Source organism: Caballeronia sp. GAFFF2 (genome assembly GCF_023631485.1).
GTDB lineage: Bacteria > Pseudomonadota > Gammaproteobacteria > Burkholderiales > Burkholderiaceae > Caballeronia.
Map to the genome: position 1 here is coordinate 21,067 of NZ_JALQDA010000014.1, position 24,699 is coordinate 45,765.

Sequence of the window (24,699 nt, forward strand, 5' to 3'; positions counted from 1 at the left end):
CCTCGCCTTATTTGCCGCCGAGCGTTACAAACAGGGTCAAGAGCCCCAACATGCCGATAATCATGGCGAACGCGTAGTGATAGATGTAACCGGATTGAAGGAAGCGGATCACACCGGCGAACCAGCCGACGAACCGCGCACTGCCGTTGACGATGCCGTCGATGACGACCACATCGCCCTCTTTCCACAGCCCCCGGCCAATGGCGACCGCGCCCTTGGCGAAGACCACTTCGTTGATCTTGTCGAAGTAGTACTTGTTGTCGAGGAGCGTATAGATCGGGCCGGACGCCTTCTTGATGACAGCGGGCAGATCCGGACGCTTGATATACAGGAACCACGCGACGATCACGCCGAAAGCCGCGATCCACACCGGTCCCGGCGTGATGATGCCGTGCAGCGCCATGGCCATCCAGCCGTGGAACTCCGTGGCCATTTCCTTCAGGCCTTCGTGGTTTTCGGCGATGTAGATCACCTTGTCGAAGATCACGCCGTGCGAGAAGAAGTCGCCGTAGACCATCGGACCGATACCGATCGCGCCGATGATGATCGACGGAATAGCCAGCAGCACGAGCGGCAGCCACACCACCCACGGGGTTTCGTGCGGCACGTGCGCGTGGCCGTGGTCATCATGGCCGTGCCCGTGGTCGTCGTGACCATGGCCGTGCGAATCGTGACCGTGGCCATGTGCTTCAGCTTGACCCATCGGCGAATCGGGATGCTTCGGACCGCGGAAACGCTCCGGACCGTGGAACACCATGAAGTACATGCGGAACGAGTACAGCGACGTGACGAACACGCTTGCGACCACCGCGAAGTACGCAAAGCCGGAGCCCGCCAGGTGCGAGGCCTTGGCCGCTTCGATGATCGAATCTTTCGAGTAGAAGCCGGAGAAGAACGGCGTGCCGATCAGCGCGAGCGAACCGATCAGCGACGTGATCCAGGTGATCGGCATGTACTTGCGCAGACCGCCCATGTTGCGCATGTCCTGGTCGTGGTGCATGCCGATGATGACCGAACCCGCGCCGAGGAACAGCAACGCCTTGAAGAACGCATGCGTGGCAAGGTGGAACACGGCGACCGGATAAGCCGACACGCCGAGCGCGACCGTCATGTAACCGAGCTGCGATAGCGTGGAGTAAGCCACCACGCGCTTGATGTCGTTCTGCACGACGCCGAGAAAGCCCATGAACAACGCGGTGATCGCACCGATGACCGTGACGAACGACAGCGCCGCATCCGAATGCTCGAAGAGCGGCGACATGCGCGTCACCATGAAGATACCGGCCGTTACCATGGTTGCCGCGTGGATCAGCGCGGAGATCGGCGTCGGGCCTTCCATCGAGTCGGGCAGCCACACGTGCAGCGGAAACTGCGCGGACTTACCCATCGCGCCGATGAAGAGGCAAATGCACGATACCGTCAGCAAGCCCCATTGCGTGCCGGGGAAGGTCATGGTCGCGAGCTTGTCGCTTTGCGCGAACACGTCGCCGTAGTTCAACGAGCCGCCGAACGCCAGCAACAGGCCGATGCCCAGCAGAAAACCGAAGTCGCCCACGCGGTTCACGATAAACGCCTTCATGTTGGCGTAGATCGCGGTTTCACGCGTGAAGTAGAAGCCGATCAGCAAGTACGACACGAGACCCACGGCTTCCCAGCCGAAGAACAGCTGCAGGAAGTTGTTCGCCATGACGAGCATCAGCATGGAAAACGTGAAGAGCGAGATGTATGAGAAGAACCGCTCGTAACCGACTTCTTCATCCGCCATGTAGCCGATGGTGTAGATGTGCACCATCAGCGAGACGAAGGTCACGATGACCATCATCATCGCGGTGAGCGAGTCGACCAGGAAGCCGACTTCCATCTTGAGCGAACCGACCGTCATCCATTCGTAGACGGTGGCGTTGTAGCTCGCGCCGTTCAGCACGTCGAAGAAGACCATCGCGGACAGCACGAAGGAGATCGCGACGCCGAGAATCGTCACGCTGTGCGCGCCCTTGCGCCCTATCGTCTTTCCCAGCAGCCCCGCGATCAGCGAACCGGCAAGCGGCGCCAGCGGAACCGCAAGCAGGACGTTTTCATTGAGTGTCATGGACATAACAGCCTAGCCTGAAATTAACCTTTGAGCTGATCGAGGTCCTCGACGTTGATCGTGTCGAGGCTGCGGAACAGGGTCACGAGAATCGCGAGACCGATTGCCGCTTCAGCAGCAGCCACGGTCAGCACGAAGAACACGAAGATCTGGCCGTGTATGTCGCCCAGATAATGCGAGAACGCGACGAAATTGGTGTTCACCGCGAGCAGCATCAGCTCGATGGCCATCAAAATGATGATGACGTTGCGGCGGTTCAGGAAGATGCCGACGATGCTGATCGCAAAGAGGATCGCACCGAGCACGAGGTAATGGGCAAGACTCAACATTTCGATATTCTCCTTCGCGCTCAGCCCTTGTTGTCGACCGTTCCCGCACCGATGTTGCCAGTCACGGGCGGTTCCGTCGCGGAGTCGGGCGCCTCTGTCTCGGACTTCATCTTGACGATACGCACGCGGTCCTGGGCGCGCACCTTGACCTGCTGGCTGACGGTCTGCGTCTTCTTGTCCTTCTTGTCGCGAATGGTGAGCGAGATCGCCGCGATGATGGCGACCAGCAGCACGAGACCGGCGATTTCGAACGCAAAGATGTAGTCCGTGTAGATGATCTTGCCGATGAGCTGCGTGTTCGGCATCACCGCCGCGCCGCTGACAGCCGCGCCGACCACCGGCGTGGTCGTCGCGCCGAAACCGTGCCACAGGATCAGCGCCGTTTCCACCACGATGATCGCGCCCACGATGCTCGCGAGCGGCACGAAGCGTCTGAAGTCGCGTCGCAGTACGTCGATGTTGATGTCGAGCATCATCACGACGAAGAGGAACAGCACCATCACGGCGCCCACGTAGACGAGAACCAGCAGGATCGCGAGGAATTCGGCCTGCAGCAGCATCCAGATCGCGGCCGCGTTGAAGAACGCGAGCACGAGGAAGAGCGCGGATGACACCGGGTTGCGCGAAGTGATCACCTTCAGCGCCGACACGGTCAGGAGCAGCGCGAAGATATAGAACAGTACGGTTGTGAATTCCATGATTACCGGTTCATCGTTAGGCCATCAAGAGGCATGGTGTATCGGCGCTTCGGCTCGCTCTCTCCGTGCGACGGACAAAGCGCGGCCGGGGAAGATCAGCCACGAAGCACGGTCACTAAGCGCGCCGCATTGTGCCAGACAGCAACAACAAAAACGCAACGACATGTCGAGGACCGGAGCGCGCGAACGTGGTTTCTGTTTCTCTCGCGCGGCGCTCCAGGCTCGGCTTCGCATCAACGATAAGGCGCGTCTGCCGCCTTCGATGCGGCGATTTCCGTCTCGTAACGGTCGCCCACCGCAAGCAGCATGTCCTTCGTGAAGTACAGGTCGCCGCGCTTCTCGCCGTGATATTCGAGGATGTGCGTCTCGACGATCGAGTCGACCGGGCAGCTTTCTTCGCAGAAGCCGCAGAAGATGCACTTGGTCAGGTCGATGTCGTAGCGCGTCGTGCGGCGCGTATTGTCAGCACGCGTTTCCGATTCGATCGTAATGGCGAGCGCCGGGCACACTGCCTCGCACAGCTTGCAGGCAATGCAGCGCTCTTCACCGTTTTCATAGCGGCGCAGTGCATGCAGGCCACGAAAACGCGGAGAAATAGGCGTCTTCTCTTCCGGGAACTGCACCGTGATCTTGCGCTGGAACGTGTAGCGTCCCGTCAGCGCCAGACCCTTGAGCAGCTCGGTCAGGAAGAAGGTCTTAAAAAAGCTCTGTATTGCGTTCATGATATTTGTCCGCTCTTGTCTCTTTGCGCGCCGTTACTTCCAGATGTTGAGCGGCGACATGATCCAGAAGCCGACCACGACGACCCACACCACCGACACCGGCAGGAACACTTTCCAGCCAAGACGCATGATCTGGTCGTAGCGGTAACGCGGGAAAGTCGCGCGCGCCCAGATGAAGACCGACAGCAGGAGGAAGACCTTGAAAACGAACCAGGACACGCCCGGGATGAACGACAGGAAGCCGAACGGTGCGTCCCAGCCGCCGAGGAACAGCGTCGTGGCGATCGCCGAGATCACGATCATGTTGATGTACTCGGCGAGGAAGAACAGCGCGAACGCCATGCCGGAGTAATCGATCATGTGACCGGCGACGATTTCCGATTCGCCTTCCACCACGTCGAACGGATGGCGGTTCGTTTCGGCGATGCCCGAGATGAAATACACGACGAACATTGGCAGAAGCGGCAGCCAGTTCCACGACAGGAAGTTGACGCCGAAGCCCGCGAAAATGCCGCGCTGCTGCGACGTGACGATATCCGACATGTTCAGCGTGCCCGCGACCATCAGGACGACGACCAGCGCGAAGCCCATCGAGATTTCGTAGGACACCATCTGCGCCGCCGCGCGCATGGCGCCGAGGAACGCGTACTTCGAGTTCGACGCCCAGCCCGCGAGAATCACGCCGTACACGCCGATGGACGAGATCGCCATGACATACAGCAGACCGGCGTTGATGTCGCCGAGCACAGCCTTGGCCTGGAACGGAATGACCGCCCACACGGCGAACGCCGGGACCACCGTCATGATCGGCGCGATCACGTAGATCCACTTGCTTGCTTGCGTCGGCTGAATGACTTCCTTGAGCAACAGCTTCAGCACGTCCGCAATTGGCTGCAAGAGACCTGCCGGGCCGACGCGGTTCGGGCCGAGACGCACGTGCATCCAGCCGATGAGCTTGCGTTCCCAGAGAATCAGGTACGCGACGCACAGCAGGATCACTACCGCGACCACGACAATGCGCACCAGCGCCCACACCGTTGGCCATGCGACGCCCAGAATTTGCGTGCCGCCCGCGTTGATCGTATCGAACAAGCCCATTTACGCCTTCTCCACTACCAGTTCGCCGAACAGGCCGCCAAGCGCGGCGCCGGCTGACGTGCCCGCCGATACGCGGACCACCGATTCCGCCAGATTCGCATCGCGAACCGCGGGCAGCACCACCGACAGATTGCCTTGCTTGACGCGCACTGCTTCGCCGTCTTTCAGGCCGAGCTGGTCGAAAAGCGCGGTCGGCAGACCCGCCATGTTCGCGTCGCGGGCCGCGGCCGTCAGATGCAGCGACGGGGCGCGGCGCACCAGTGCGTCGGCGTGATAGATCGGCACGTCGGCAAGACGCTGGAAGCCGCCGTTCGCCGTGACATTCGACGCCGCGCGCTTGGCCGCGACCGTCGTCTCGTTCGACAAACGCGCGCTCAACTCACCCGTGCCGAGTGCGGCGATACGCACTTCTTCGGCCGTGTCGTAATCGAAGCCCGACAGACCGAGCAACGTGCCGAGCACCCGCAGAACCTTCCAGCCCGGACGCGTGTCGCCCAGCGCGCGCACGACGCCGTTGAACGACTGAGCCGTGCCTTCCGCGTTGACGAAGGTGCCCGACGTTTCCGTGAACGGCGCGATGGGCAGCAACACGTCCGCGTAGTCGAGGCCGTGCTTGAACGACGACATCACCACGACCATTTCCGCCTGCTTCAATGCGGCGATGGCTTGTGCGGGGTTGGCCGTATCGAATTCCGGTTCTGCATTGAGCAGCACGTAGCCCTTGCGCGGCTGTTCGAACACTTCGCGCGCGTTGAGACCGCCTTCGCCCGGCAGGACGTCGACCAGATGCGCGCCCACTGAATTCGCGCCTTCGGTCAGGAAGCCAAGCGTGGCGCCCGTGCTGTTCGCGATCCATTGCGCCGCCGCGTGAATCTGCGCGAAATCGGGATGCTGAACCGCGAGGTTGCCGAGCAGCACGACGCGCTTGTCGCCCGCCGAGAGCGATGCCGCGACATCTTTCGCCGCCGCCGATACTTCGCGTCCGGCAAACGCTTCAGGCAGTTCCGAGCCACGCGCTTCGGCCACCGCGGCTGCGATGCCCGCGAGCTGGTCGAGCCAAGCCGACGGCGCCGCCACCAGGCGATGCGCGGTCGGGATCAGCGAGTCGTCGTTGCTTGCGTTGAGAAGCGTGAGCATGGCGCCATTCTTCGCCGCCTGACGCAGACGCGCGGCCAGCAACGGATGATCGCGACGCAAGAACGAACCGATGATGAACGCGGTATCGACATTCGACAGATCCGCGATAGGCACGCCGAGCCAGGGTGCGCCGACGCCCAGGGGCGCCGAGAAGTCGTTCTGACGCAGACGGAAATCGACGTTGGGCGTACCCACGCCTTCCGCGAATTGCTTCAGCAGGAAAAGTTCTTCGACCGTTGCATGCGGCGTGGCCAGCGCAGCGATGGCGTTCGCGCCGTGGTCCGCCTTGATACCCTTGATGCCCTTCGCCACGTATTCGAGCGCGGTCTGCCAGTCGGTTTCGATCCAGTTGCCGCCTTGCTTGAGCATGGGCGTGCTCAGGCGCTCGTCGCCGTTCAGGCCTTCGTAGGAGAAGCGATCCTTGTCCGAGATCCAGCATTCGTTGATGGCTTCGTTTTCCATCGGCAGAACGCGCATGACGCGATTGTTCTTCACCTGGACGACGAGGTTCGCGCCAACGGAATCGTGCGGGCTCACCGACTTGCGGCGCGACAGTTCCCACGTACGCGCGCTATAGCGGAACGGCTTGCTCGTGAGCGCGCCGACCGGGCACAGATCGATCATGTTGCCGGACAGTTCGGAGTCGACCGTCTTGCCGACGAACGAGGTGATTTCCGAATGCTCGCCACGGCCCAGCATGCCGAGTTCCATCACACCGGCCACTTCCTGGCCAAAGCGCACGCAGCGTGTGCAGTGGATGCAGCGCGTCATCTCTTCCATGGAGATGAGCGGGCCGACGTTCTTGTGGAACACCACGCGCTTTTCTTCGCTATAGCGCGATTGCGACTTGCCGTAACCGACGGCCAGATCCTGCAACTGGCACTCGCCGCCCTGATCGCAAATAGGGCAATCCAGCGGGTGGTTGATCAGCAGGAACTCCATCACCGACTGCTGCGCCTTCACGGCCTTGTCGGAAGTGGTACGCACGATCATGCCGTTGGATACGGGCGTGGCGCACGCGGGAACGGCCTTCGGCATCTTTTCGACTTCGACGAGGCACATCCGGCAGTTCGCCGCGATCGACAGCTTCTTGTGATAGCAGAAGTGAGGAATGTACGTATCGACCTTATGCGCAGCCTGGATCACCATGCTGCCTTCAGGAACCTCGACCGTCTTGCCGTCAATTTCTAGTTCAACCATGATGGATAAAGATCCTCAACCTCTGTCGCGCATCTGATTGCGCGTCTGATTACGCGGTAAGCGCTTCGGACGCCGCATGATGCGCGTGCCCGCCGACGAGACAATGCTTGTGCTCGACGTGATATTCGAATTCGTTCCAGAAGTGCTTGAGCATGCCGCGCACGGGCATGGCCGCCGCATCGCCGAGCGCGCAAATCGTGCGTCCCATGATGTTTTCGGCAACCGAGTTCAAGAGATCCAGATCTTCCTTGCGGCCAAGCCCGTGCTCGATACGATGCACCACGCGATACAGCCAGCCCGTGCCTTCGCGGCAAGGCGTGCACTGACCGCACGACTCTTCGTAATAGAAGTACGACAGACGCAGCAGCGAACGCACCATGCAACGCGTTTCGTTCATGACGATGACCGCGCCCGAGCCGAGCATGGAGCCCGCCTTGGCGATGGAATCGTAGTCCATGTCCGTTGCGAGCATCATCTCGCCTGGCACGACCGGCGCGGACGAACCGCCTGGAATGACCGCCTTGATCGACTCGCCGCGTACACCGCCGGCCAGTTCCATCAGCGTGGCGAACGGCGTGCCGAGCGGAACTTCATAGTTGCCAGGACGATTCACGTCACCCGACACCGAGAAGATCTTCGTGCCTCCGTTATTCGGCTTGCCGATCTCGAGGTAATTCTGCGGGCCGATTTCCAGCAGGAACGGCACGGCCGCGAACGTCTCGGTGTTGTTGATGGTGGTCGGCTTGCCGTACACGCCGAAGCTTGCCGGGAACGGCGGCTTGAAGCGCGGCTGGCCTTTCTTGCCTTCCAGCGATTCCAGCAGCGCGGTTTCCTCACCGCAGATATACGCGCCATAGCCATGATGCGCGTACAACTCGAACGAAAAGCCCGTGCCCAGGATGTTCGCGCCGAGGTAACCGGCCGCGCGCGCCTCTTCGAGCGCCGCTTCGAACACGCGATAGACCTCGAAGATCTCGCCGTGAATGTAGTTGTAGCCCACGGTGATGCCCATTGCGTACGCGCCGATGGCCATGCCTTCGATCAGCGAATGCGGGTTCCAGCGCAGGATGTCGCGATCCTTGAACGTGCCCGGTTCGCCTTCGTCCGAATTGCAGACGAGATACTTCTGCCCCGGGAACTGACGCGGCATGAAGCTCCACTTGAGGCCGGTCGGAAAACCCGCGCCGCCGCGGCCGCGCAGACCCGACGCCTTGACGTCGGCGATCACTTGCTCGGGCGGAATCTTCTCTTCGAGAATGCGCCGCAACTGCTTGTAGCCGCCGCGCGCAACGTAATCTTCGAGATGCCAGTTCTCGCCGTTGAGGCCAGCGAGGATCAGCGGCTTGATGTGACGATCGTGGAGTGACGTCATTTCGAAAGTTCCTCGATCAACTGGTCGATCTTCTCGTGACTCAGGAAGCTGCACATGCGGTGATTGTTCACCAGCACGACGGGTGCGTCGCCGCACGCGCCAAAGCATTCGCCTTCTTTCAGCGTGAACTTGCCGTCTGGCGTGGTTTCGCCGAAGTCGATGCCAAGCTTCTGCTTGAGGTACTGAGCAGCACTATCCGAGCCACCGTCCGGGCCGAGCTGGCAAGGCAGGTTCGTGCAAAGCGTGATCTTGTGCTTGCCGACCGGCGCGAGGTTATACATGGTGTAGAACGTCGCGACTTCCTGCACGGCGACCGGCGGCATGCTGAGATAGCTCGCCACGAACTGCATGAGTTCCGGCGAGAGCCACCCGTGCTCTTCCTGAGCGACAGCCAGCGCTGCCATCACCGCGGATTGCTTTTGCTCCGCGGGATATTTCGCGACCGCGCGATCGATTTCTTTCAGGCCTTCAGCTGAGATCATTTTCAGACACGACTCTTTCAATTCCTACCGAACGAAAACCTGCCGCGCCCTTCTTGTTGCGGCAGACCTGGCGTCCTGCGGTTTGCTGTTATTGCTGCTGCGCTGTTCGCTTGGGCGTCGAGCGAGAACCAATACGAACGGCTATCAGCGATCGATTTCGCCGAACACGATGTCTTGCGTGCCGATGATCGTCACGGCATCCGCGATCATGTGGCCGCGCGCCATTTCGTCGAGCGACGCGAGATGCGCGTAGCCCGGAGCGCGAATCTTGAGGCGATAAGGCTTGTTCGCGCCGTCCGAAATCAGATAGATGCCGAACTCGCCCTTCGGATGCTCGACGGCGGCATACGTCTCGCCTTCGGGCACGTGGAAGCCTTCGGTGAAGAGCTTGAAGTGGTGAATCAGCTCTTCCATGTTGCTCTTCATGCCGACGCGCGAAGGCGGCGCAACCTTGTGATTATCGACCATCACCGGGCCCGGATTCTTGCGCAGCCAGGCAATGCACTGTTTGGCGATACGCACGGACTGACGCATTTCCTCGACGCGCACCAGATAGCGGTCGTAGCAGTCGCCGTTCACGCCAACCGGAATGTCGAAGTCGAGTTGGTCATAGACTTCGTACGGCTGCTTCTTGCGCAGATCCCATTCGATGCCCGAGCCACGCAGCATTGCACCGGAAAGACCCATCTGCAACGCGCGCTCAGGACTCACCACGCCGATGCCGACAAGCCGCTGCTTCCAGATACGATTGTCGGTGAGCAGTGTTTCGTACTCGTCGACACAGTGCGGGAAGCGATTGAAGAAGTCTTCGATGAAGTCGAGCAGCGAACCTTGACGGTTCTCGTTCATCCGGTCGAGCGCCTTCGCATTGCGAATTTTGGACGCCTTGTATTGCGGCATTGCGTCAGGCAGATCGCGATAAACGCCGCCCGGACGATAGTAAGCCGCGTGCATGCGCGCGCCCGACACCGCCTCGTAGACGTCCATCAGATCTTCGCGCTCGCGAAACGCATAGAGGAACACCGCCATGGCGCCGACGTCGAGCGCGTGCGATCCGATCCACATCAGGTGGTTCAGCACGCGCGTGATTTCGTCGAACAGCACGCGGATGTACTTCGCGCGGATCGGCACGTCGATACCGAGCAGCTTTTCGATGGCGAGCACATAGCCGTGCTCGTTGACCATCATCGACACGTAGTCCAGGCGGTCCATGTACGGAACCGACTGAATGAAGGTCTTGGTTTCCGCCAACTTTTCGGTCGCGCGATGCAAGAGGCCGATGTGCGGATCTGCGCGCTGGATGACTTCGCCGTCGAGTTCCAGCACGAGACGCAGCACACCGTGCGCTGCAGGGTGTTGCGGGCCGAAGTTCAGCGTGTAGTTCTTGATCTCTGCCATGGCGTTCTCTTAATGTTTCAGACCGCCGTAGCGATCTTCGCGAATCACGCGCGGCGTGATCTCGCGCGGTTCGATCGTCACAGGCTGATACACGACGCGCTTCTCTTCCGGGTCGTAGCGCATTTCCACGTAGCCGGAGATCGGGAAGTCCTTGCGGAACGGATGGCCGATGAAGCCATAGTCCGTGAGAATGCGGCGCAGGTCGGGATGGCCTTCGAACACGATGCCGTACAGGTCGAACGCTTCGCGCTCGTACCAATTTGTCGACGACCAGATGTCGACCACCGACGGCACGATGGGCACTTCGTCGTCCGGTGCGAACACGCGCACGCGCACGCGCCAGTTGTTCGCGATGGACAGAAGATGCAGCACAGCGGCAAAACGCGGGCCGTCGTAGACGCCGTCGCCGAAGGTCGAATAGTCGACGCCGCACAGGTCCATGCACTGCTCGAAGCCGAGCGAGCGATCGTCACGCAGCCGGGTCGCGACTTCGATGTAGTCGGCCGCTTTCACGACCACCGTTACCTGACCCAGCGACTCGGTGACTTGGAGACGGTCGCCAAACGCCGCCTCGAGGTTCGCTTTGAGGGTCTCGAGTTTGCTTGCCATAATTGGGGAGGTTCAGGCCTTTATTGACGCGCGATGGTGTTGGTCCGGCGAATCTTCGCCTGCAACTGGATCACGCCGTAGACCAGCGCTTCGGCGGTCGGAGGACAGCCGGGCACGTAGACGTCGACCGGAACGATACGGTCGCAGCCGCGCACGACGGAATACGAATAGTGATAGTACCCGCCGCCGTTCGCGCACGAACCCATGGAGATGACCCAGCGCGGCTCGGCCATCTGGTCGTACACCTTACGAAGCGCGGGCGCCATCTTGTTGCACAGCGTGCCTGCCACGATCATGACGTCGGACTGACGTGGGCTCGGGCGAAACACCACGCCAAAGCGATCCAGGTCGTAGCGCGCCGCGCCCGCATGCATCATCTCGACCGCACAGCAGGCGAGACCGAACGTCATCGGCCAAAGAGAGCCGGTGCGCGTCCAGTTGATCAGCTTGTCAGCCGTGGTGGTGACAAAGCCCTCCTTCAAGACCCCTTCGATACTCATTTGTTTTCCACTCCAGATGAGCTGCCAGCCATAGCCGCCCATGAATCCGGTGATCTAACTTTCATTCCCAGTCGAGTCCGCCCTTTCTCCAGATGTAGGCGAAGCCGAGCAAAAATTCGAGCAGAAAAATCATCATGGCCATGAAGCCCGGCCACCCGATATCGCGCAGGGCAACACCCCACGGAAACAGGAACGCCGTCTCAAGGTCGAAGATGATGAAAAGAATCGCGACGAGATAGTAACGCACATCGAACTTCATACGCGCGTCTTCGAAGGCTTCGAAGCCGCATTCGTACGGTGCGTTCTTTTCGGTGTCGGGTCTGTTGGGACCGAGAACTTTGCCGATGCTGACCAACGCTATACCCAGACCGAGGCCGACTACGATAAACAAGAAGACGGGGTAATAGGGTGCGAGGTTCAAGGCTATCCTCAGATCGGTAGATGTGGTCTGTGACTGTCTGGGTGCTGCTGCCGGCGCAAATGCACGGCGGAGAATTCACTTCGGACCGCTTGGTAACTCTTCGGCACCATGCTTATCACAACGATAAGTCAATGTGAAACCGTAAGGGTACTCCAGAAGTGACAATGCCAGCCGAAGCGATGCATGCGGCTGGCATTTGGATAACTTTTTGGTGCCGACGGCGAGACTCGAACTCGCACAGCTTTCGCCACTACCCCCTCAAGATAGCGTGTCTACCAATTTCACCACGTCGGCACTGTACTGCAATCCGGGAAAACAACTTCTTAATTGCCGCGAATCGCTACAAGACTTGAATTATAACTAGGTCTCACGAATTGTTCAACGCACAAAACACGAATAACGCGAAAATTTGTTCTGGGCGTTTCTTGGACAGCCCGGCCGAGGATTCGGCAATTTACTTCGGCACGTCGGAACCCGGCGCGCTCGACGCAGGCGCGGCGGATGCCGGCGCAGTCGCAGCGGCAGGCGCCGAACCCGACTTTGCCGCAGCAGGCGCGGAAGCCGTGGGCGCAGGCATTGCACCGCCAAGAACGCCTGCGGAAACCTGCGGCTTGTAGCTGCCGATGTAGGTCAGCGCCAGCGTCGTCACGAAGAAGACTGCGGCAAGCACGGCGGTCGTGCGTGATAGGAAGTTAGCGGAACCGGTCGCGCCAAACAGACTGCCCGATGCCCCACTTCCGAACGCCGCACCCATGTCCGCACCCTTGCCATGCTGCAACAGCACAAGCCCGATCACGCCAAGCGCCGACAACAACTGGACGACGATAATCAAAGTCTTCAAATACAGCATTTCAACTCACCTGGATCTTGATGTTTCCGTGACACTCATGTGCCGCGATTTGCTTCTTCGTCTGCCTGACGCTTCGGCCGCTTACTGAACCTCGGCCAACGCCGCCTGGCAAATCGCAAGGAAATCTTCCGACTTCAAGGACGCGCCGCCAATCAGCCCGCCGTCGATGTCCTGTTGCCCGAACAATTCCTGCGCGTTCTCGGGCTTCACGCTGCCGCCATACAACAGCGGCACGTTCGCCACCGACGCACCCTTCTCCGCCAGCTTTGCACGCACGAACGCGTGAACATCCTGCGCTTGCTGCGCCGTGGCGCTCTTGCCCGTGCCGATGGCCCAAACCGGCTCGTACGCCACCACGATGCCCGCTGCCTGTTCCTCGGTCAACGCGAGCAACACGGCTTCGAGCTGCGTGCCGACGACTTCTTCAGTCGAGCCTGCTTCGCGCTGTTCGAGCGTCTCGCCGACGCACACAATGGGCGTCAGGCCTGCATCGATTGCACGCAGCGCCTTGGCCGCCACGAGTTCCGGACTTTCGCGATGATACGCGCGCCGCTCGGAATGTCCGACGATCGCATATGTCACACCGAAATCGGCGGCCATTTCCGCCGCGACTTCTCCGGTGAACGCGCCCTTCTCATGCGCGGACACATCCTGAACGCCCCAGCGCACGACCGAGCCGCTCAAAAGCGCCTGCGATTGCGCGAGGTACGGACATGGAACGCATACGCCCACACCCACGCTCTTCTGCAAGGCCGACGCCCCAACGGCGACCTCGCTCAGCAAAGCCGCGTTCTCTTTGATGCGGCCATGCATCTTCCAGTTGCCCACCACCAGTTTCGCTCGTTGTCTGGACATTGTCTCGTCACTCGACGGCGGTGGAATGACACCGCCATGCGTGGCGGCCTTTGAGGATCACCGGGGCGAACCCGATCGTTCATCAATCGTTCACCCGGAGGTTCAAAGACCACTCTGTTATAGGAATGTTTGAACCCTCTGCGCGTATTTCGAAAAAGCGAACTGCCAACTGCTTGCAAAACAGGCGATTTTACTGTGATACGGCGAAACCGGTCAAACCGCCAGAACCGCAACGCGCAACAATCAAGGGCAATCAGGCGTCCTCGCGCCAGTCGAGCATGATCTTGCCGACGTGCGTGCTGCTTTCCATCAACGTGTGTGCGGCTGCGGCTTCGCTTGCCGGGAACACCTGATGAATCACCGGCTTGATACGCCCCGCCTCGATCTCCGGCCAGACTTGCTCTTTCAGCTTAGCGGCAATCTTCGCCTTGAACGCCACCGGACGCGGCCGCAGGGTCGATCCGGTGATGACCAGCCGACGCCGCAGCACGTCATTGAGATTGATCTCCGCTTTTGCGCCGCCAAGCAGCGCGATCACGCAGATACGCCCGCCATCCGCAAGCGACTTCAGTTCGCGCGGGAGGTAATCGCCCGCGACCATGTCGAGAATGACGTCGACTCCACGATCGTTCGTGAGCGAACGCACCACTTCGACGAAATCTTCCGTCTTGTAGTTGATTGCCCGCTCCGCGCCGAGTGCTTCGCAGGCGCGGCACTTTTCGTCGCTGCCGGCCGTGGCGAACACGCGAAAGCCGAGCGCCTTCGCAATCTGTATGGCCGTCACGCCGATACCGCTCGATCCGCCCTGCACGAGCAGCGTCTCCTCGTCGCCGTTTTCGCCCGAACCGAGATGCGCGCGCTCGAAGACATTGCTCCACACGGTGAAGAACGTTTCCGGCAGCGAAGCCGCTTCGATGTCCGTCAATCCAGCCGGAGCCGGCAAACATTGTTCGAGCGGCGCAACCGCGTATTCCGCGTAACCGCCGCCCGCGAGCAGCGCGCAGACGCGATCGCCCTTCTTGAGGCCAAACGGATTATGTTTAGGATCGAAGTCGCCATCGACGATCTCGCCCGCCACTTCGAGCCCCGGCAAATCCGACGCGCCCGGCGGCGGCGCATACGCGCCCTTGCGCTGAAATACATCAGGCCGGTTGACGCCGGAAGCGCTCACCTTGATGAGCACTTCGCACTTGCCCGGCTCGGGCTTCGGGCGCTCGCCCAGCTTCAGCACTTCGGGTGCACCAAACTCAGTGATTTCGATGGCCTTCATTGCTTCTCCCAGACAGTCAGTCGTGTGGCAAGCGCGTTGACTTGGCGAACCAGATGGCACTGTGCCGCGCGGGCAACACGCGCTCCACAGTGCCATCGGGTCCGGCGATGCATCGGACAAAGCGTCGCCCGCTGCACCTCATACAAGAAAACGGCCGGCTCGCGAATGCGGCCGGCCGTCGACACATTACCGCATTACTGCTGCGGCTGCGTCGGTTCGGCTTGTTGCGCGGCTTCGTTCAGAAGCGCCTTGGCCGACAGACGCACGCGACCCTTCTCGTCCGTCTGGATGACCTTGACCTTCACGATCTGGCCTTCCTTCAGGTAGTCGTTGATGTCCTTCACACGCTCGTTGACGATTTCCGAGATGTGCAGGAGACCATCCTTGCCCGGCAGGATATTCACGATCGCGCCGAAGTCCAGCAGCTTGAGCACCGGACCTTCGTACACTTGGCCCACTTCCACTTCGGCCGTGATGTTCTCGATACGCTTCTTCGCCTCGGCCATGCCTTCCGAACTCGTGCTCGCAATGGTCACGACGCCGTCGTCGGAAATGTCGATGGTCGTGCCGGTCTCTTCCGTCAGCGCGCGGATCACCGAACCGCCCTTGCCGATCACGTCGCGAATCTTCTCCGGATTGATCTTGATGGTGATCATGCGCGGCGCGTAGTCCGACAACTCCGTGTTCGTGGTCGGCACCGCGGCGGTCATCTTGCCGAGGATATGCATGCGGCCTTCCTTCGCCTGCGCGAGCGCGACCTGCATGATTTCCTTGGTGATGCCCTGAATCTTGATGTCCATTTGCAGCGCCGTCACGCCTTGCGCGGTGCCGGCCACCTTGAAGTCCATGTCGCCGAGGTGATCTTCGTCGCCGAGAATGTCGGTCAGAACCGCGAACTTGTTGTCTTCGAGGATCAAGCCCATGGCGATGCCGGCCACGTGCGCCTTCATCGGCACGCCGGCGTCCATCAGCGCGAGGCAACCGCCGCAGACCGAAGCCATCGACGAAGAGCCGTTCGATTCCGTGATTTCCGACACGACGCGGATGGAATAGCCGAATTCGTCGGCGTTCGGCAGGCACGCGACCAGCGCGCGCTTGGCGAGACGGCCGTGACCGATTTCACGGCGCTTCGGCGAACCGACGCGGCCCGTTTCGCCCGTCGCGAACGGCGGCATGTTGTAGTGAAGCATGAAGCGCTCGCGGTATTCGCCTTCGAGCGCGTCGATGTTCTGCTCGTCGCCCTTCGTGCCGAGCGTGGCGACGACCAGCGCCTGCGTCTCGCCGCGCGTGAAGAGCGCCGAGCCGTGGGTGCGCGGCAGAACGCCGGTGCGGATTTCGATCGGACGCACGGTGCGCGTGTCGCGACCGTCGATACGCGGTTCGCCGTTCAAAATCTGCGAACGGACGATCTTCGCTTCGATGTCGAACAACACGTTGCCGATGGTCGCCGCATCCGCCGCTGCCGTGCCCGAAGCAGCCGCGTCCGCTGCGAGCTTCGCCGAGGTCGCCGCGAAAACTTCCTTCAGCTTGGCCGAACGCGCTTGCTTGTTGCGCAGTTGATAAGCCGCTTCCAGTTCCGGCTTGGCGATTTCCGTGACGCGCGAGATGAGCGCTTCGTTCTTCGGGGCCGGCTGCCAGTCCCATTCCGGCTTGCCGCCGTCGCGCACCAGCTCATGGATTGCGTCGATGGCGATTTGCATCTGCTCGTGGCCGAACACGACCGCGCCGAGCATGACTTCCTCGGACAACTGCTGCGCTTCCGATTCCACCATCAGCACCGCGCGTTCCGTACCGGCGACCACGAGGTCGAGCGCCGATTCCTTCATTTGCGGACGCGTCGGGTTCAGCACGTATTCGTTGTTGATGTAGGCGACGCGCGCGGCGCCGACCGGGCCGTTGAACGGCAGACCGGACACGGCGAGCGCTGCCGACGCGCCGATCAGCGCGGGAATGTCGGCGGGAACGTCCGGGTTCAGCGACAGGACGTGGATCACGACCTGCACTTCGTTATAGAAGCCTTCCGGGAAGAGCGGGCGCAGCGGACGGTCGATCAGGCGCGAGATGAGCGTCTCGCCTTCGGACGGACGGCCTTCGCGGCGGAAGAAGCCACCCGGGATCTTGCCGGCGGCGTAGGTCTTTTCGAGGTAATCGACGGTCAGCGGGAAGAAATCCTGACCCGGCTTGGCGGTCTTTGCGCCGACGACAGTGGCGAGCACGACGGTATCTTCGACATCGACGATCACCGCGCCGCTTGCCTGACGAGCGATTTCACCCGTTTCCAGGCGGACGTTATGCTGTCCCCACTTGAATTCCTTGACGATCTTATTGAACATTGCGACTCCTTCTACGTTGCGCCACGCCGGATCGGTGGACGTTTGCCCACCGGACGGCGCTGGCTAGGCGGTACCGAGCCGCGCTTGAGAGGTGTGTTATGCCATTCCAGCGCGACGCGCGCATTGAGTGTTCGTACCGCGCTGGAATGACACAAAGCTCCGCCGCGAGGCTGCACCGAGTGTCTGTCCGGATGAAGCATCCGGGGTAAAGCATGTGAACTACTTGCCGATTATCAGCATTCGACGAACCCAATGATGAGAGATCGACCGAGCGCTGACCGGGCAAATGATCAGGCGAGCGGATCGCGCAAAAACAAAATGCCTGTATCAGCGAACTGACACAGGCACTTCGTTAGAACGCTGGCCGCAAAGCCACGTTTGGGCGCAATTACTTACGCAGACCCAGTTTTTCGATCAGCGAGCGGTAACGGTCCGCGTCCTTGCCCTTCAGGTAGTCGAGCAGCTTGCGGCGACGGCTCACCATGCGCAGCAAACCGCGGCGGCTGTGGTGGTCCTTCGTGTGGGCCTTGAAGTGGACGGTCAGTTCGTTGATGCGGCTCGTGAGCAGTGCGACTTGCACTTCGGGGGAGCCAGTGTCGTTGGCGCCGCGCGCGTATTCGGCGACGACGTCGGACTTCTTGATTTCTGCTGCGGACATTTGCTTTTCCTTTAAAACAGACAGGCGGTCACGGAAGAAAGGCCGTGCCGTGGTTTGTTCACGATAGTTTCGCTTCTTCCAGACTCTTGGTTGTCAGACTGTTCTCGACAGCCGGATCGAGTCAAAAAAGCGAAGCGCAGAGTATAGCATAGGGCGAAGTCCGAAAGACGGGTGACTAGCGCGCCGGACGCGCCATCTGGCACGTCGACGGCTGGACGGTCTTTTCCGCCGGCACCGCGAGCAGCGTCCGAAAGCCATAGTCCGAGCCTTCGTTATCGAACCGGATGCCCGCCGTGCCCGCCTTGTCCATCTCCATGACATACAGGGGCTGGATCAATTGATGATCTTCCGCGCGCATGGTCGATGCGTGGAATCCTTCGCCATCGAACTTCATGCCTTCGAGCGCGCGGGCCACGGCGTAAGGGTCCGCGCTGCCGGCGCGCGTCATCGCGGCGGCGAGCATCTCGATCATCAGCGGCATGCGCAGCACGAGGTAATCGTCCGATGCCGCCGGATAGCGCGCGCGGAAATCGCGGTAATACGCGTCCGATAACGCGCCGCCCGCATTCGGATGCCAGTCGGCGACCGCGATCACGCGCTTTACGCCGGCGTCACCCAGCGCGGCCGGTGCGCCGAGACTGTTGCCGTAGAACGTGTAGAACTTCGTGTCGAGCCCCTGCTCGCGCGCCGCCTTGACGAGCAACGTGAGATCGTTGCCCCAATTTCCGGTGATGACCGCGTCGGCCCCGCTCGCGCGAATCTTCGCGATATACGGCGCGAAATCCTTCACGCGGCCGATCGGATGAAACTCGTCGCCCGCAATCGCGATATCCGGCCTGCGTTCCTTCAGCGCACGCTGCGCTTCGCGGCTGACGTCGTGGCCGAAGCTGTAATCCTGATTCAGCAGATAGACCTTTTTGACCGCGCGATCGTTCTTCAGCGCGTCCGCGAGCGCGTCCATGCGCATGCCGGCGTGGGCATCGAAGCGAAAATGCCAGAAACTACACGCGGCGTTGGTCAGGGCGGGATCGTCGGCGGAGTAGTTGAGGAACACCACGCGATGCTCGGGCTCGCGCCCGTTCTGCTTGTCGATGGCCGTCACCAGCGCGGCCGCCACCGCCGAACTGTTGCCCTGCATGACGAAGCCGATCCTGTCGTCGATCGCCGCGCGCAACTGTACGAGGCTCGCCTCGCTGCTGCCTTTACCATCGAGCACGACGAGCCGCAGCGGGTGCATGCCGTCTGCGAGCTTCACGCCGCCCTTCGCATTCACGCGCTCCACGCCGAAGCGCAAGTTGCGCTCGACCGCCGCGCCTGCGTTGGCGAAAGGTCCGGACATGCCCTCGATCATCGCGAGCTCGATGGGCGGCAAGTCAGCGGCGCTTACGTGCGCCATGAAAGACGACATCGCGCAGGCCAGCGCGGCCCGTTGCAGCCATCGCGCGGCTCGTTTGCTTGCGGATTCGCTCACCGTCAGCCCTTCCAGTCGAAGAAAGGGCGGATCATAGGACGGCTACGGCTCGCGGTGCAAGTGCGGCGATTACGCGAGCGCCCTCTTCGCGTCGATGAGAGGCATCGCGCTTTTGTCCCGATGGCGTGTCAAAATCGAACGCGAACGATCCAGGCTTTGGCGACGATCGTCAAAACGATGAATGCGACAACGCGCGGCGCGCTGGAATCCTCGAGGCGCCAAGAACGCTAACACTGTCGCGACACAAGAATATGTGGAGGCCTTCATGCTGAACTCTTTCAACCGGCTGCGCGGCACGCTCGCTTGCGTGGGTGCCGCGCTCATGCTCACGGCTTGCGCGCAGCCCTGGCAAAACTTTCAGACGGGCGCGGATTCATCCACGCTCACCGCGCGCTTGGGCCCGCCACGCGAAGTCTACGATTTGCCCAACGGCGGCAAGCGCCTGATGTGGCCGACTCAACCGCTCGGTGAAGTCACGACCGCCGCCGATGTCGATGCCTCCGGCAAGATCGTCAGCGTGCGGCAAGTGCTCGACGAGAACGAGTTCTACAAGGCGCAGATCGGCACGTGGACCAAGACGGACGTGCTCGTGAATTTCGGCCGTCCGGTGGAGACGTCGTACTTCCCGCTGATGAAGCGCGAAGTCTGGACGTATCGCTACATGGAGGCGAACGTCTGGTACATGATGTACAACTTCTATTTCGATGAACAGGGCATCGTGCGTCTCACGCAAAAAACGCCAGACCCGCTGCACGATCCCGACCGCCGCAACGCCTTTTGAAGTACTCAAAATGACGAAGGCCTCGCTAATCGCGAGGCCTTTCGTTTCGAGCTACAACAAGCCGCGATTAAAGCTGCGGGTTGAGCTTTTCGACCTTCGAATGCAGCTTGTTCAACGCGGCGATATAAGCCTTCGCCGACGCCGCGATGATGTCCGGGTCCGTGCCCACGCCATTCACGATCCGCCCGCTCTTCGAAAGACGCACCGTGACTTCGCCCTGTGCCTGCGTGCCGGTCGTGATTGCGTTGACCGAATACAGCACTAGTTCCGCGCCGCTATCCACCTTCGATTCGATCGCGTGCAACGTCGCATCGACCGGACCGTTGCCGCGCGCTTCGCCCGTCACTTCCGCGCCTTCGACCGCAAACACCACTTGTGCTTGCGGTTGCTCGCCGGTCTCCGAATGCTGCTTCATCGACACGAAGCGGAAGTGTTCCTTCGCCTGCGCTTCCGCCGATTCCTCCGAGACGATCTGCATGATGTCTTCGTCGAAAATCTCGGCCTTGCGGTCGGCGAGTTCCTTGAAGCGCGCGAACGCGGCGTTCACGTCGGCTTCGGATTCGAGTTGCACGCCGAGTTCTTCCAGACGCTGCTTGAACGCGTTACGGCCTGACAACTTGCCGAGCACGATCTTGTTCGCCGCCCAGCCCACGTCTTCCGCGCGCATGATTTCGTACGTGTCGCGCGCCTTCAGGACGCCGTCCTGGTGGATGCCCGACGCGTGTGCAAACGCGTTTGCGCCGACCACTGCCTTGTTCGGCTGCACGACGAAGCCGGTGATCTGCGAAACGAGCTTCGACGTGGGCACGATCTGCGTCGTATCGATGCCGACGTCGAGCCCGAAGTAGTCCTTGCGCGTCTTGATCGCCATCACGATTTCTTCGAGCGACGTATTGCCCGCGCGTTCGCCGAGTCCGTTCATCGTGCACTCGACCTGACGCGCGCCGCCGATCTGCACGCCCGCCAGCGAATTGGCGACGGCCATGCCGAGGTCATCGTGACAATGCACGGAGAAGACCGCCTTGTCCGAATTCGGGATGCGCTCGCGCAGCGTCTTCACGAGATTGCCGTACAACTCGGGCACGCCGTAACCGACCGTATCCGCGATATTGATGGTGCGCGCGCCTTCGTCGATCACCGCTTCGAGCACGCGGCAAAGAAAGTCGATGTCCGAACGGCTGCCGTCTTCCGGCGAGAACTCGACGTCGTCCGTGAACTTGCGCGCAAAACGCACCGCAAGACGCGACTGCTCGTACACCTGTTCCGGCGTCATGCGCAGCTTCTTTTCCATATGCAGCGCGGACGTCGCGATGAACGTATGGATGCGAAACTGGCTCGCGGGTTTCAAGGCGTCGGCGGCGCGCTGGATGTCCTTGTCGTTCGCGCGGGCAAGCGAGCAGACCGTGCTGTCCTTGATCATCGAGGCGATCGTGTGGATGGCGTCGAAGTCTCCGTTTGAGCTGGCCGCGAAGCCCGCTTCGATCACGTCGACCTTCATGCGCTCCAGTTGCCGCGCGATACGGATTTTTTCTTCCTTCGTCATGGACGCGCCGGGGGACTGCTCGCCATCGCGCAAGGTCGTATCGAAGATGATCAACTTGTCTGCTGCCATGTTGGACTCCAGTGGGGAGAATTATCGACTGTTGGAATTATCGCGTTGAAGCGAAAGACAAAAGGGAATTCGGGTGTTCGCGCCACCGCTGGCGTCGAAAACCTTGAACGAGCAGACGGGAGGCGAGAAGAATCAGCGCGGTAGGCGCGCTAGTAGCGATAGTGCGCGTAGCGACGCACCAGCCGAATAAAGCGAGGGGGAGAACGAGAAAAAGTTCATTCGAAAACTATAACGGCTTTTAGGAACGCGTGCAATCGGGCTTTCCGATCGAACCGATTGACTTTTACCTGCCGCTTGTCATGCAAAACAGCGCGTAGGAAAACAAAAAGCCTGCATTCCGTTGGGAAGCAGGCTTTTGTAGATTCAGACGGCTTACAACTTACGGCTTACGGCTTAGTAACCGCCGATACTCGCGCTCACGCGCTGACGCAATTCGCTACCGTCGGTGAACTGCACGTTGTCGATGCGGCGCGCACCCTGGAAGCGCTGCTCCCAGTAACCGCTTTCCATGTCGTCAACACGGATCGTGCTGCCGGTGGACGGCGAATGCACGAACTTGTTGTCGCCAATATAGATGCCGACATGCGAAAACGAACGGCGCATGGTGTTGAAGAACACGAGATCGCCTGGCTTGAGATCCGACACGCGGACCTTCTCGCCGACACGGCTCATTTCCTCGGCGCGGCGCGGCAAGGTCATGCCGAGCGTGTCCTGAAAGACGTATCGCACGAAGCCGCTGCAATCGAGGCCGGAATCCGGTGTATTGCCACCCCAGCGATAACGCACGCCAATCATATTGAGTGCGCCGACGACCACATCGCCCGCCTTGCTGGCAACGCCAGAAAGAAACGAGCGTGCGCCGCCGGGAGCGCTGGCGGTGTCCGCCGTGGCGGCCACTGAGGTGATCTGGGAGGAATTTGAAGCGTTGCCGTTGTTGGCAACTTGGCTACTTTGGCTATTACTGCTGACTTCGTCGGCGAACGCGCCGGAAGTTGTTGTCATCAGAAGGCCGATCAACATGCCTGCGGCTGCCCGCGCGCATGTCTGAGTCAATGTCAATGGCTGCATCGGTCGGTAGGTTTTACAATTAAAGACTGAAAAATCAGGGAGATACGAGAAAGTTTGGAAGGATACTAGCCACAAATTATTTAACTGTCAAAAGAAATAGGAAAATACAATTGAGACGAGCACCCAATTGATGAAAAAGAAAGATTTTTAGGATTCCAGCGCTGCCCTCAGTAGCTTTCGTGTGTATTCCTCTGAAGGGTTCGAAAAAATCTTCTCTACTTCTCCCGCTTCCACAACAATTCCGTTTCTCATAACGGCCACGCGATGCGCCATTGCGCCGATCACTTCGAGGTCGTGGCTAATGAAAACATAACCGAGATCGTGCTTCTTCTGAATATCGGCGAGCAGCGTCAGAACTTGCTGCTGAATCGAAACGTCTAGTGCACTCGTCGGTTCGTCGAGAATCAGAATGCTGGGTTCAAGCACCAATGCTCGCGCAATTGCGATGCGTTGCCGTTGTCCGCCGGAAAACTCGTGCGGATAACGCGTGAGCGCCGTCCGATCCATCCCCACCTCACGCAGCACGGCAATGACCTTGTCGCGCCGCGCCGGCGCCTTCAGTTCCGGCCGATGCAACGCAAGCCCCTCCCCGACGATTCGTTCCACCGTCTGACGAGGCGAAAGCGAGCTGAACGGGTCCTGAAACACCACTTGCAGATTCGACCGCAGCACGGTTTTTTCGCGTCCGCGAAAATCGCCGAGCACGCGCCCCTGGAACTGCACCGCGCCGTTCGAGACGCGCTGCAAGCCGAGCAACGCCATGGCCAGCGTGGATTTGCCCGATCCCGATTCCCCGACGATGCCAAGCGTCTCGCCTTGCCGCACGGAAACGCTCACGTCGTCGACGGCTTTGAAGCGGCCGCGCCTGAACCAGCCGTTGATGCCTGGCAGTTTCGTCGCATAGTCGACCGAGAGGTTTTTCGCGTCGAGCAAGACCGGCGCGATGGGCAGCACGGGCAGGACGTGGCGCTTCGGTTTGCTTTCGAGCAATCGCTGCGTGTACGGGTGCTGCGGCGAGGTGAAAATCTGCTCCACCGGCCCGCTTTCCACCAGAAGACCCTTCTCCATCACCGCGACGCGCTCCGCGAAGCGCCGCACGAGATTCAGATCGTGGGTGATCAGCAGCACGGCCATGCCGCGCTTCTCGGCTTCGTCACGCTGCAGTTCCAGCAGGAGATCGACGATCTGCGCGCGGATGGTCACGTCGAGCGCGGTGGTCGGCTCATCCGCGAGCAGAAGGCGCGGCCGGCACGCGAGCGCCATCGCGATCATCACGCGCTGACGCTGCCCGCCCGACAACTGATGCGGATAGCTGTCCACACGCCGCTCGGGCTCGGTGATGCCGGTACGCGCCAGCAACGCGATGGCACGCTGACGCGCCTCGCGCGGCGTCGCGCCGTCGTGCAACTGAATGGTCTCGCCGATCTGGTCGCCGACCGTGTAGAGCGGATTGAGCGCGGTCATCGGCTCCTGGAAGATCATCGCGATGTCGGAGCCGCGCAGGCCGCGCATCGCGTGCTCGCTCTTCGACAGCAACTCCTCGCCGTTGAAGCGAATGGAGCCGCTGAGTTCGGCATCGCGCACGAGGCGCAGGATCGCCAGTGCCGTCACGCTCTTGCCCGATCCCGATTCGCCGACGAGCGCCACGCGTTCGCCCGCGCGAATGTCGAGACTCACGCCGTCGACCGCGACGGTATCGCCGAAACGCACGCGCAGGTCGTCGATCGCCAATAACGGTTCGCTCAT

Annotated in this window: 22 protein-coding genes and 1 tRNA gene; 1 reads left to right on the forward strand and 22 read right to left on the reverse strand. The window is 60.9% G+C overall.

Annotated elements, in window-relative coordinates:
- Positions 1 to 7: 7 nt before the first annotated feature.
- The 19 genes from nuoL to NCT04_RS09205 form a co-directional block, all read right to left on the reverse strand.
- Positions 8 to 2,095, reverse strand: coding sequence for an NADH-quinone oxidoreductase subunit L (gene nuoL / locus NCT04_RS09115; protein WP_244825474.1), 2,088 nt, complete (start codon positions 2,093 to 2,095; stop codon positions 8 to 10).
- Between the two features lie 17 nt (positions 2,096 to 2,112).
- Positions 2,113 to 2,418 carry an NADH-quinone oxidoreductase subunit NuoK gene (gene nuoK, locus NCT04_RS09120; RefSeq protein ID WP_031360677.1) on the reverse strand — a complete coding sequence of 102 codons (306 nt, stop codon included), beginning with the start codon at positions 2,416 to 2,418 and terminating at the stop codon, positions 2,113 to 2,115.
- Positions 2,419 to 2,438: 20 nt separating this feature from the next.
- Positions 2,439 to 3,116 carry an NADH-quinone oxidoreductase subunit J gene (locus NCT04_RS09125; protein ID WP_250465133.1) on the reverse strand — a complete coding sequence of 226 codons (678 nt, stop codon included), beginning with the start codon at positions 3,114 to 3,116 and terminating at the stop codon, positions 2,439 to 2,441.
- A gap of 233 nt (positions 3,117 to 3,349) precedes the next feature.
- Complete coding sequence (gene nuoI / locus NCT04_RS09130; RefSeq protein WP_244825478.1) at positions 3,350 to 3,838, reverse strand: NADH-quinone oxidoreductase subunit NuoI; 489 nt, start codon at positions 3,836 to 3,838, stop codon at positions 3,350 to 3,352.
- A 33-nt stretch (positions 3,839 to 3,871) separates the two neighbouring features.
- On the reverse strand, positions 3,872 to 4,936 hold the full coding sequence (gene nuoH / locus NCT04_RS09135) for an NADH-quinone oxidoreductase subunit NuoH (protein WP_250465134.1): 1,065 nt from the start codon (positions 4,934 to 4,936) through the stop codon (positions 3,872 to 3,874).
- Entirely contained in the window at positions 4,937 to 7,273 is a 2,337-nt protein-coding gene (nuoG, locus tag NCT04_RS09140; protein WP_250465135.1) for an NADH-quinone oxidoreductase subunit NuoG, read from the reverse strand. It lies immediately after the preceding gene.
- 49 nt (positions 7,274 to 7,322) lie between these two features.
- A complete protein-coding gene (gene nuoF / locus NCT04_RS09145) occupies positions 7,323 to 8,645 on the reverse strand; it encodes an NADH-quinone oxidoreductase subunit NuoF (protein ID WP_244825483.1) in 1,323 nt (440 codons plus the stop codon).
- Positions 8,642 to 9,127 carry an NADH-quinone oxidoreductase subunit NuoE gene (gene nuoE / locus NCT04_RS09150; RefSeq protein ID WP_244825485.1) on the reverse strand — a complete coding sequence of 162 codons (486 nt, stop codon included), beginning with the start codon at positions 9,125 to 9,127 and terminating at the stop codon, positions 8,642 to 8,644. The genes nuoF and nuoE overlap by 4 nt, the downstream gene beginning before the upstream one ends.
- Positions 9,128 to 9,271: 144 nt before the next feature.
- Positions 9,272 to 10,525 carry an NADH-quinone oxidoreductase subunit D gene (locus tag NCT04_RS09155; RefSeq protein ID WP_250465136.1) on the reverse strand — a complete coding sequence of 418 codons (1,254 nt, stop codon included), beginning with the start codon at positions 10,523 to 10,525 and terminating at the stop codon, positions 9,272 to 9,274.
- A gap of 9 nt (positions 10,526 to 10,534) precedes the next feature.
- Positions 10,535 to 11,134, reverse strand: a complete 600-nt coding sequence (locus NCT04_RS09160) for an NADH-quinone oxidoreductase subunit C (RefSeq protein ID WP_244825489.1) — start codon at positions 11,132 to 11,134, stop codon at positions 10,535 to 10,537.
- A gap of 20 nt (positions 11,135 to 11,154) precedes the next feature.
- A complete protein-coding gene (locus NCT04_RS09165) occupies positions 11,155 to 11,634 on the reverse strand; it encodes a NuoB/complex I 20 kDa subunit family protein (RefSeq protein WP_006052903.1) in 480 nt (159 codons plus the stop codon).
- Positions 11,635 to 11,695: 61 nt separating this feature from the next.
- Entirely contained in the window at positions 11,696 to 12,055 is a 360-nt protein-coding gene (locus NCT04_RS09170; RefSeq protein ID WP_244825491.1) for an NADH-quinone oxidoreductase subunit A, read from the reverse strand.
- Between the two features lie 209 nt (positions 12,056 to 12,264).
- Positions 12,265 to 12,349 (reverse strand) — tRNA-Leu (locus tag NCT04_RS09175).
- Between the two features lie 160 nt (positions 12,350 to 12,509).
- On the reverse strand, positions 12,510 to 12,905 hold the full coding sequence (secG, locus tag NCT04_RS09180) for a preprotein translocase subunit SecG (RefSeq protein WP_244825493.1): 396 nt from the start codon (positions 12,903 to 12,905) through the stop codon (positions 12,510 to 12,512).
- Between the two features lie 81 nt (positions 12,906 to 12,986).
- Complete coding sequence (tpiA, locus tag NCT04_RS09185; RefSeq protein ID WP_250465137.1) at positions 12,987 to 13,760, reverse strand: triose-phosphate isomerase; 774 nt, start codon at positions 13,758 to 13,760, stop codon at positions 12,987 to 12,989.
- Between the two features lie 253 nt (positions 13,761 to 14,013).
- Positions 14,014 to 15,030 (reverse strand): NAD(P)H-quinone oxidoreductase, encoded by a 1,017-nt coding sequence (locus tag NCT04_RS09190; RefSeq protein ID WP_250465138.1) that lies wholly within the window; start codon positions 15,028 to 15,030, stop codon positions 14,014 to 14,016.
- 194 nt (positions 15,031 to 15,224) lie between these two features.
- A complete protein-coding gene (gene pnp / locus NCT04_RS09195; RefSeq protein ID WP_244825498.1) occupies positions 15,225 to 17,363 on the reverse strand; it encodes a polyribonucleotide nucleotidyltransferase in 2,139 nt (712 codons plus the stop codon).
- Positions 17,364 to 17,751: 388 nt separating this feature from the next.
- Positions 17,752 to 18,021 (reverse strand): 30S ribosomal protein S15, encoded by a 270-nt coding sequence (rpsO, locus tag NCT04_RS09200; protein ID WP_244825500.1) that lies wholly within the window; start codon positions 18,019 to 18,021, stop codon positions 17,752 to 17,754.
- A gap of 175 nt (positions 18,022 to 18,196) precedes the next feature.
- Positions 18,197 to 19,429, reverse strand: a complete 1,233-nt coding sequence (locus NCT04_RS09205) for a branched-chain amino acid ABC transporter substrate-binding protein (protein WP_244828062.1) — start codon at positions 19,427 to 19,429, stop codon at positions 18,197 to 18,199.
- A gap of 328 nt (positions 19,430 to 19,757) precedes the next feature.
- On the opposite strand from NCT04_RS09205, the gene NCT04_RS09210 reads away from it, so the two are divergent.
- The gene (locus NCT04_RS09210; RefSeq protein ID WP_244825501.1) at positions 19,758 to 20,273 is read left to right on the forward strand and encodes a hypothetical protein; all 516 of its coding nucleotides are present in this window, start codon (positions 19,758 to 19,760) and stop codon (positions 20,271 to 20,273) included.
- Positions 20,274 to 20,340: 67 nt separating this feature from the next.
- Here the strand turns inward: NCT04_RS09210 and NCT04_RS09215 are convergent, their stop codons facing one another.
- From NCT04_RS09215 to NCT04_RS09225, 3 genes are all read right to left on the reverse strand, one after another.
- Positions 20,341 to 21,885 carry a 2-isopropylmalate synthase gene (locus NCT04_RS09215; RefSeq protein ID WP_244825503.1) on the reverse strand — a complete coding sequence of 515 codons (1,545 nt, stop codon included), beginning with the start codon at positions 21,883 to 21,885 and terminating at the stop codon, positions 20,341 to 20,343.
- Positions 21,886 to 22,278: 393 nt separating this feature from the next.
- Positions 22,279 to 22,953 (reverse strand): C40 family peptidase, encoded by a 675-nt coding sequence (locus tag NCT04_RS09220; protein WP_250465139.1) that lies wholly within the window; start codon positions 22,951 to 22,953, stop codon positions 22,279 to 22,281.
- A 147-nt stretch (positions 22,954 to 23,100) separates the two neighbouring features.
- Complete coding sequence (locus NCT04_RS09225) at positions 23,101 to 24,699, reverse strand: ABC transporter ATP-binding protein (protein ID WP_250465140.1); 1,599 nt, start codon at positions 24,697 to 24,699, stop codon at positions 23,101 to 23,103.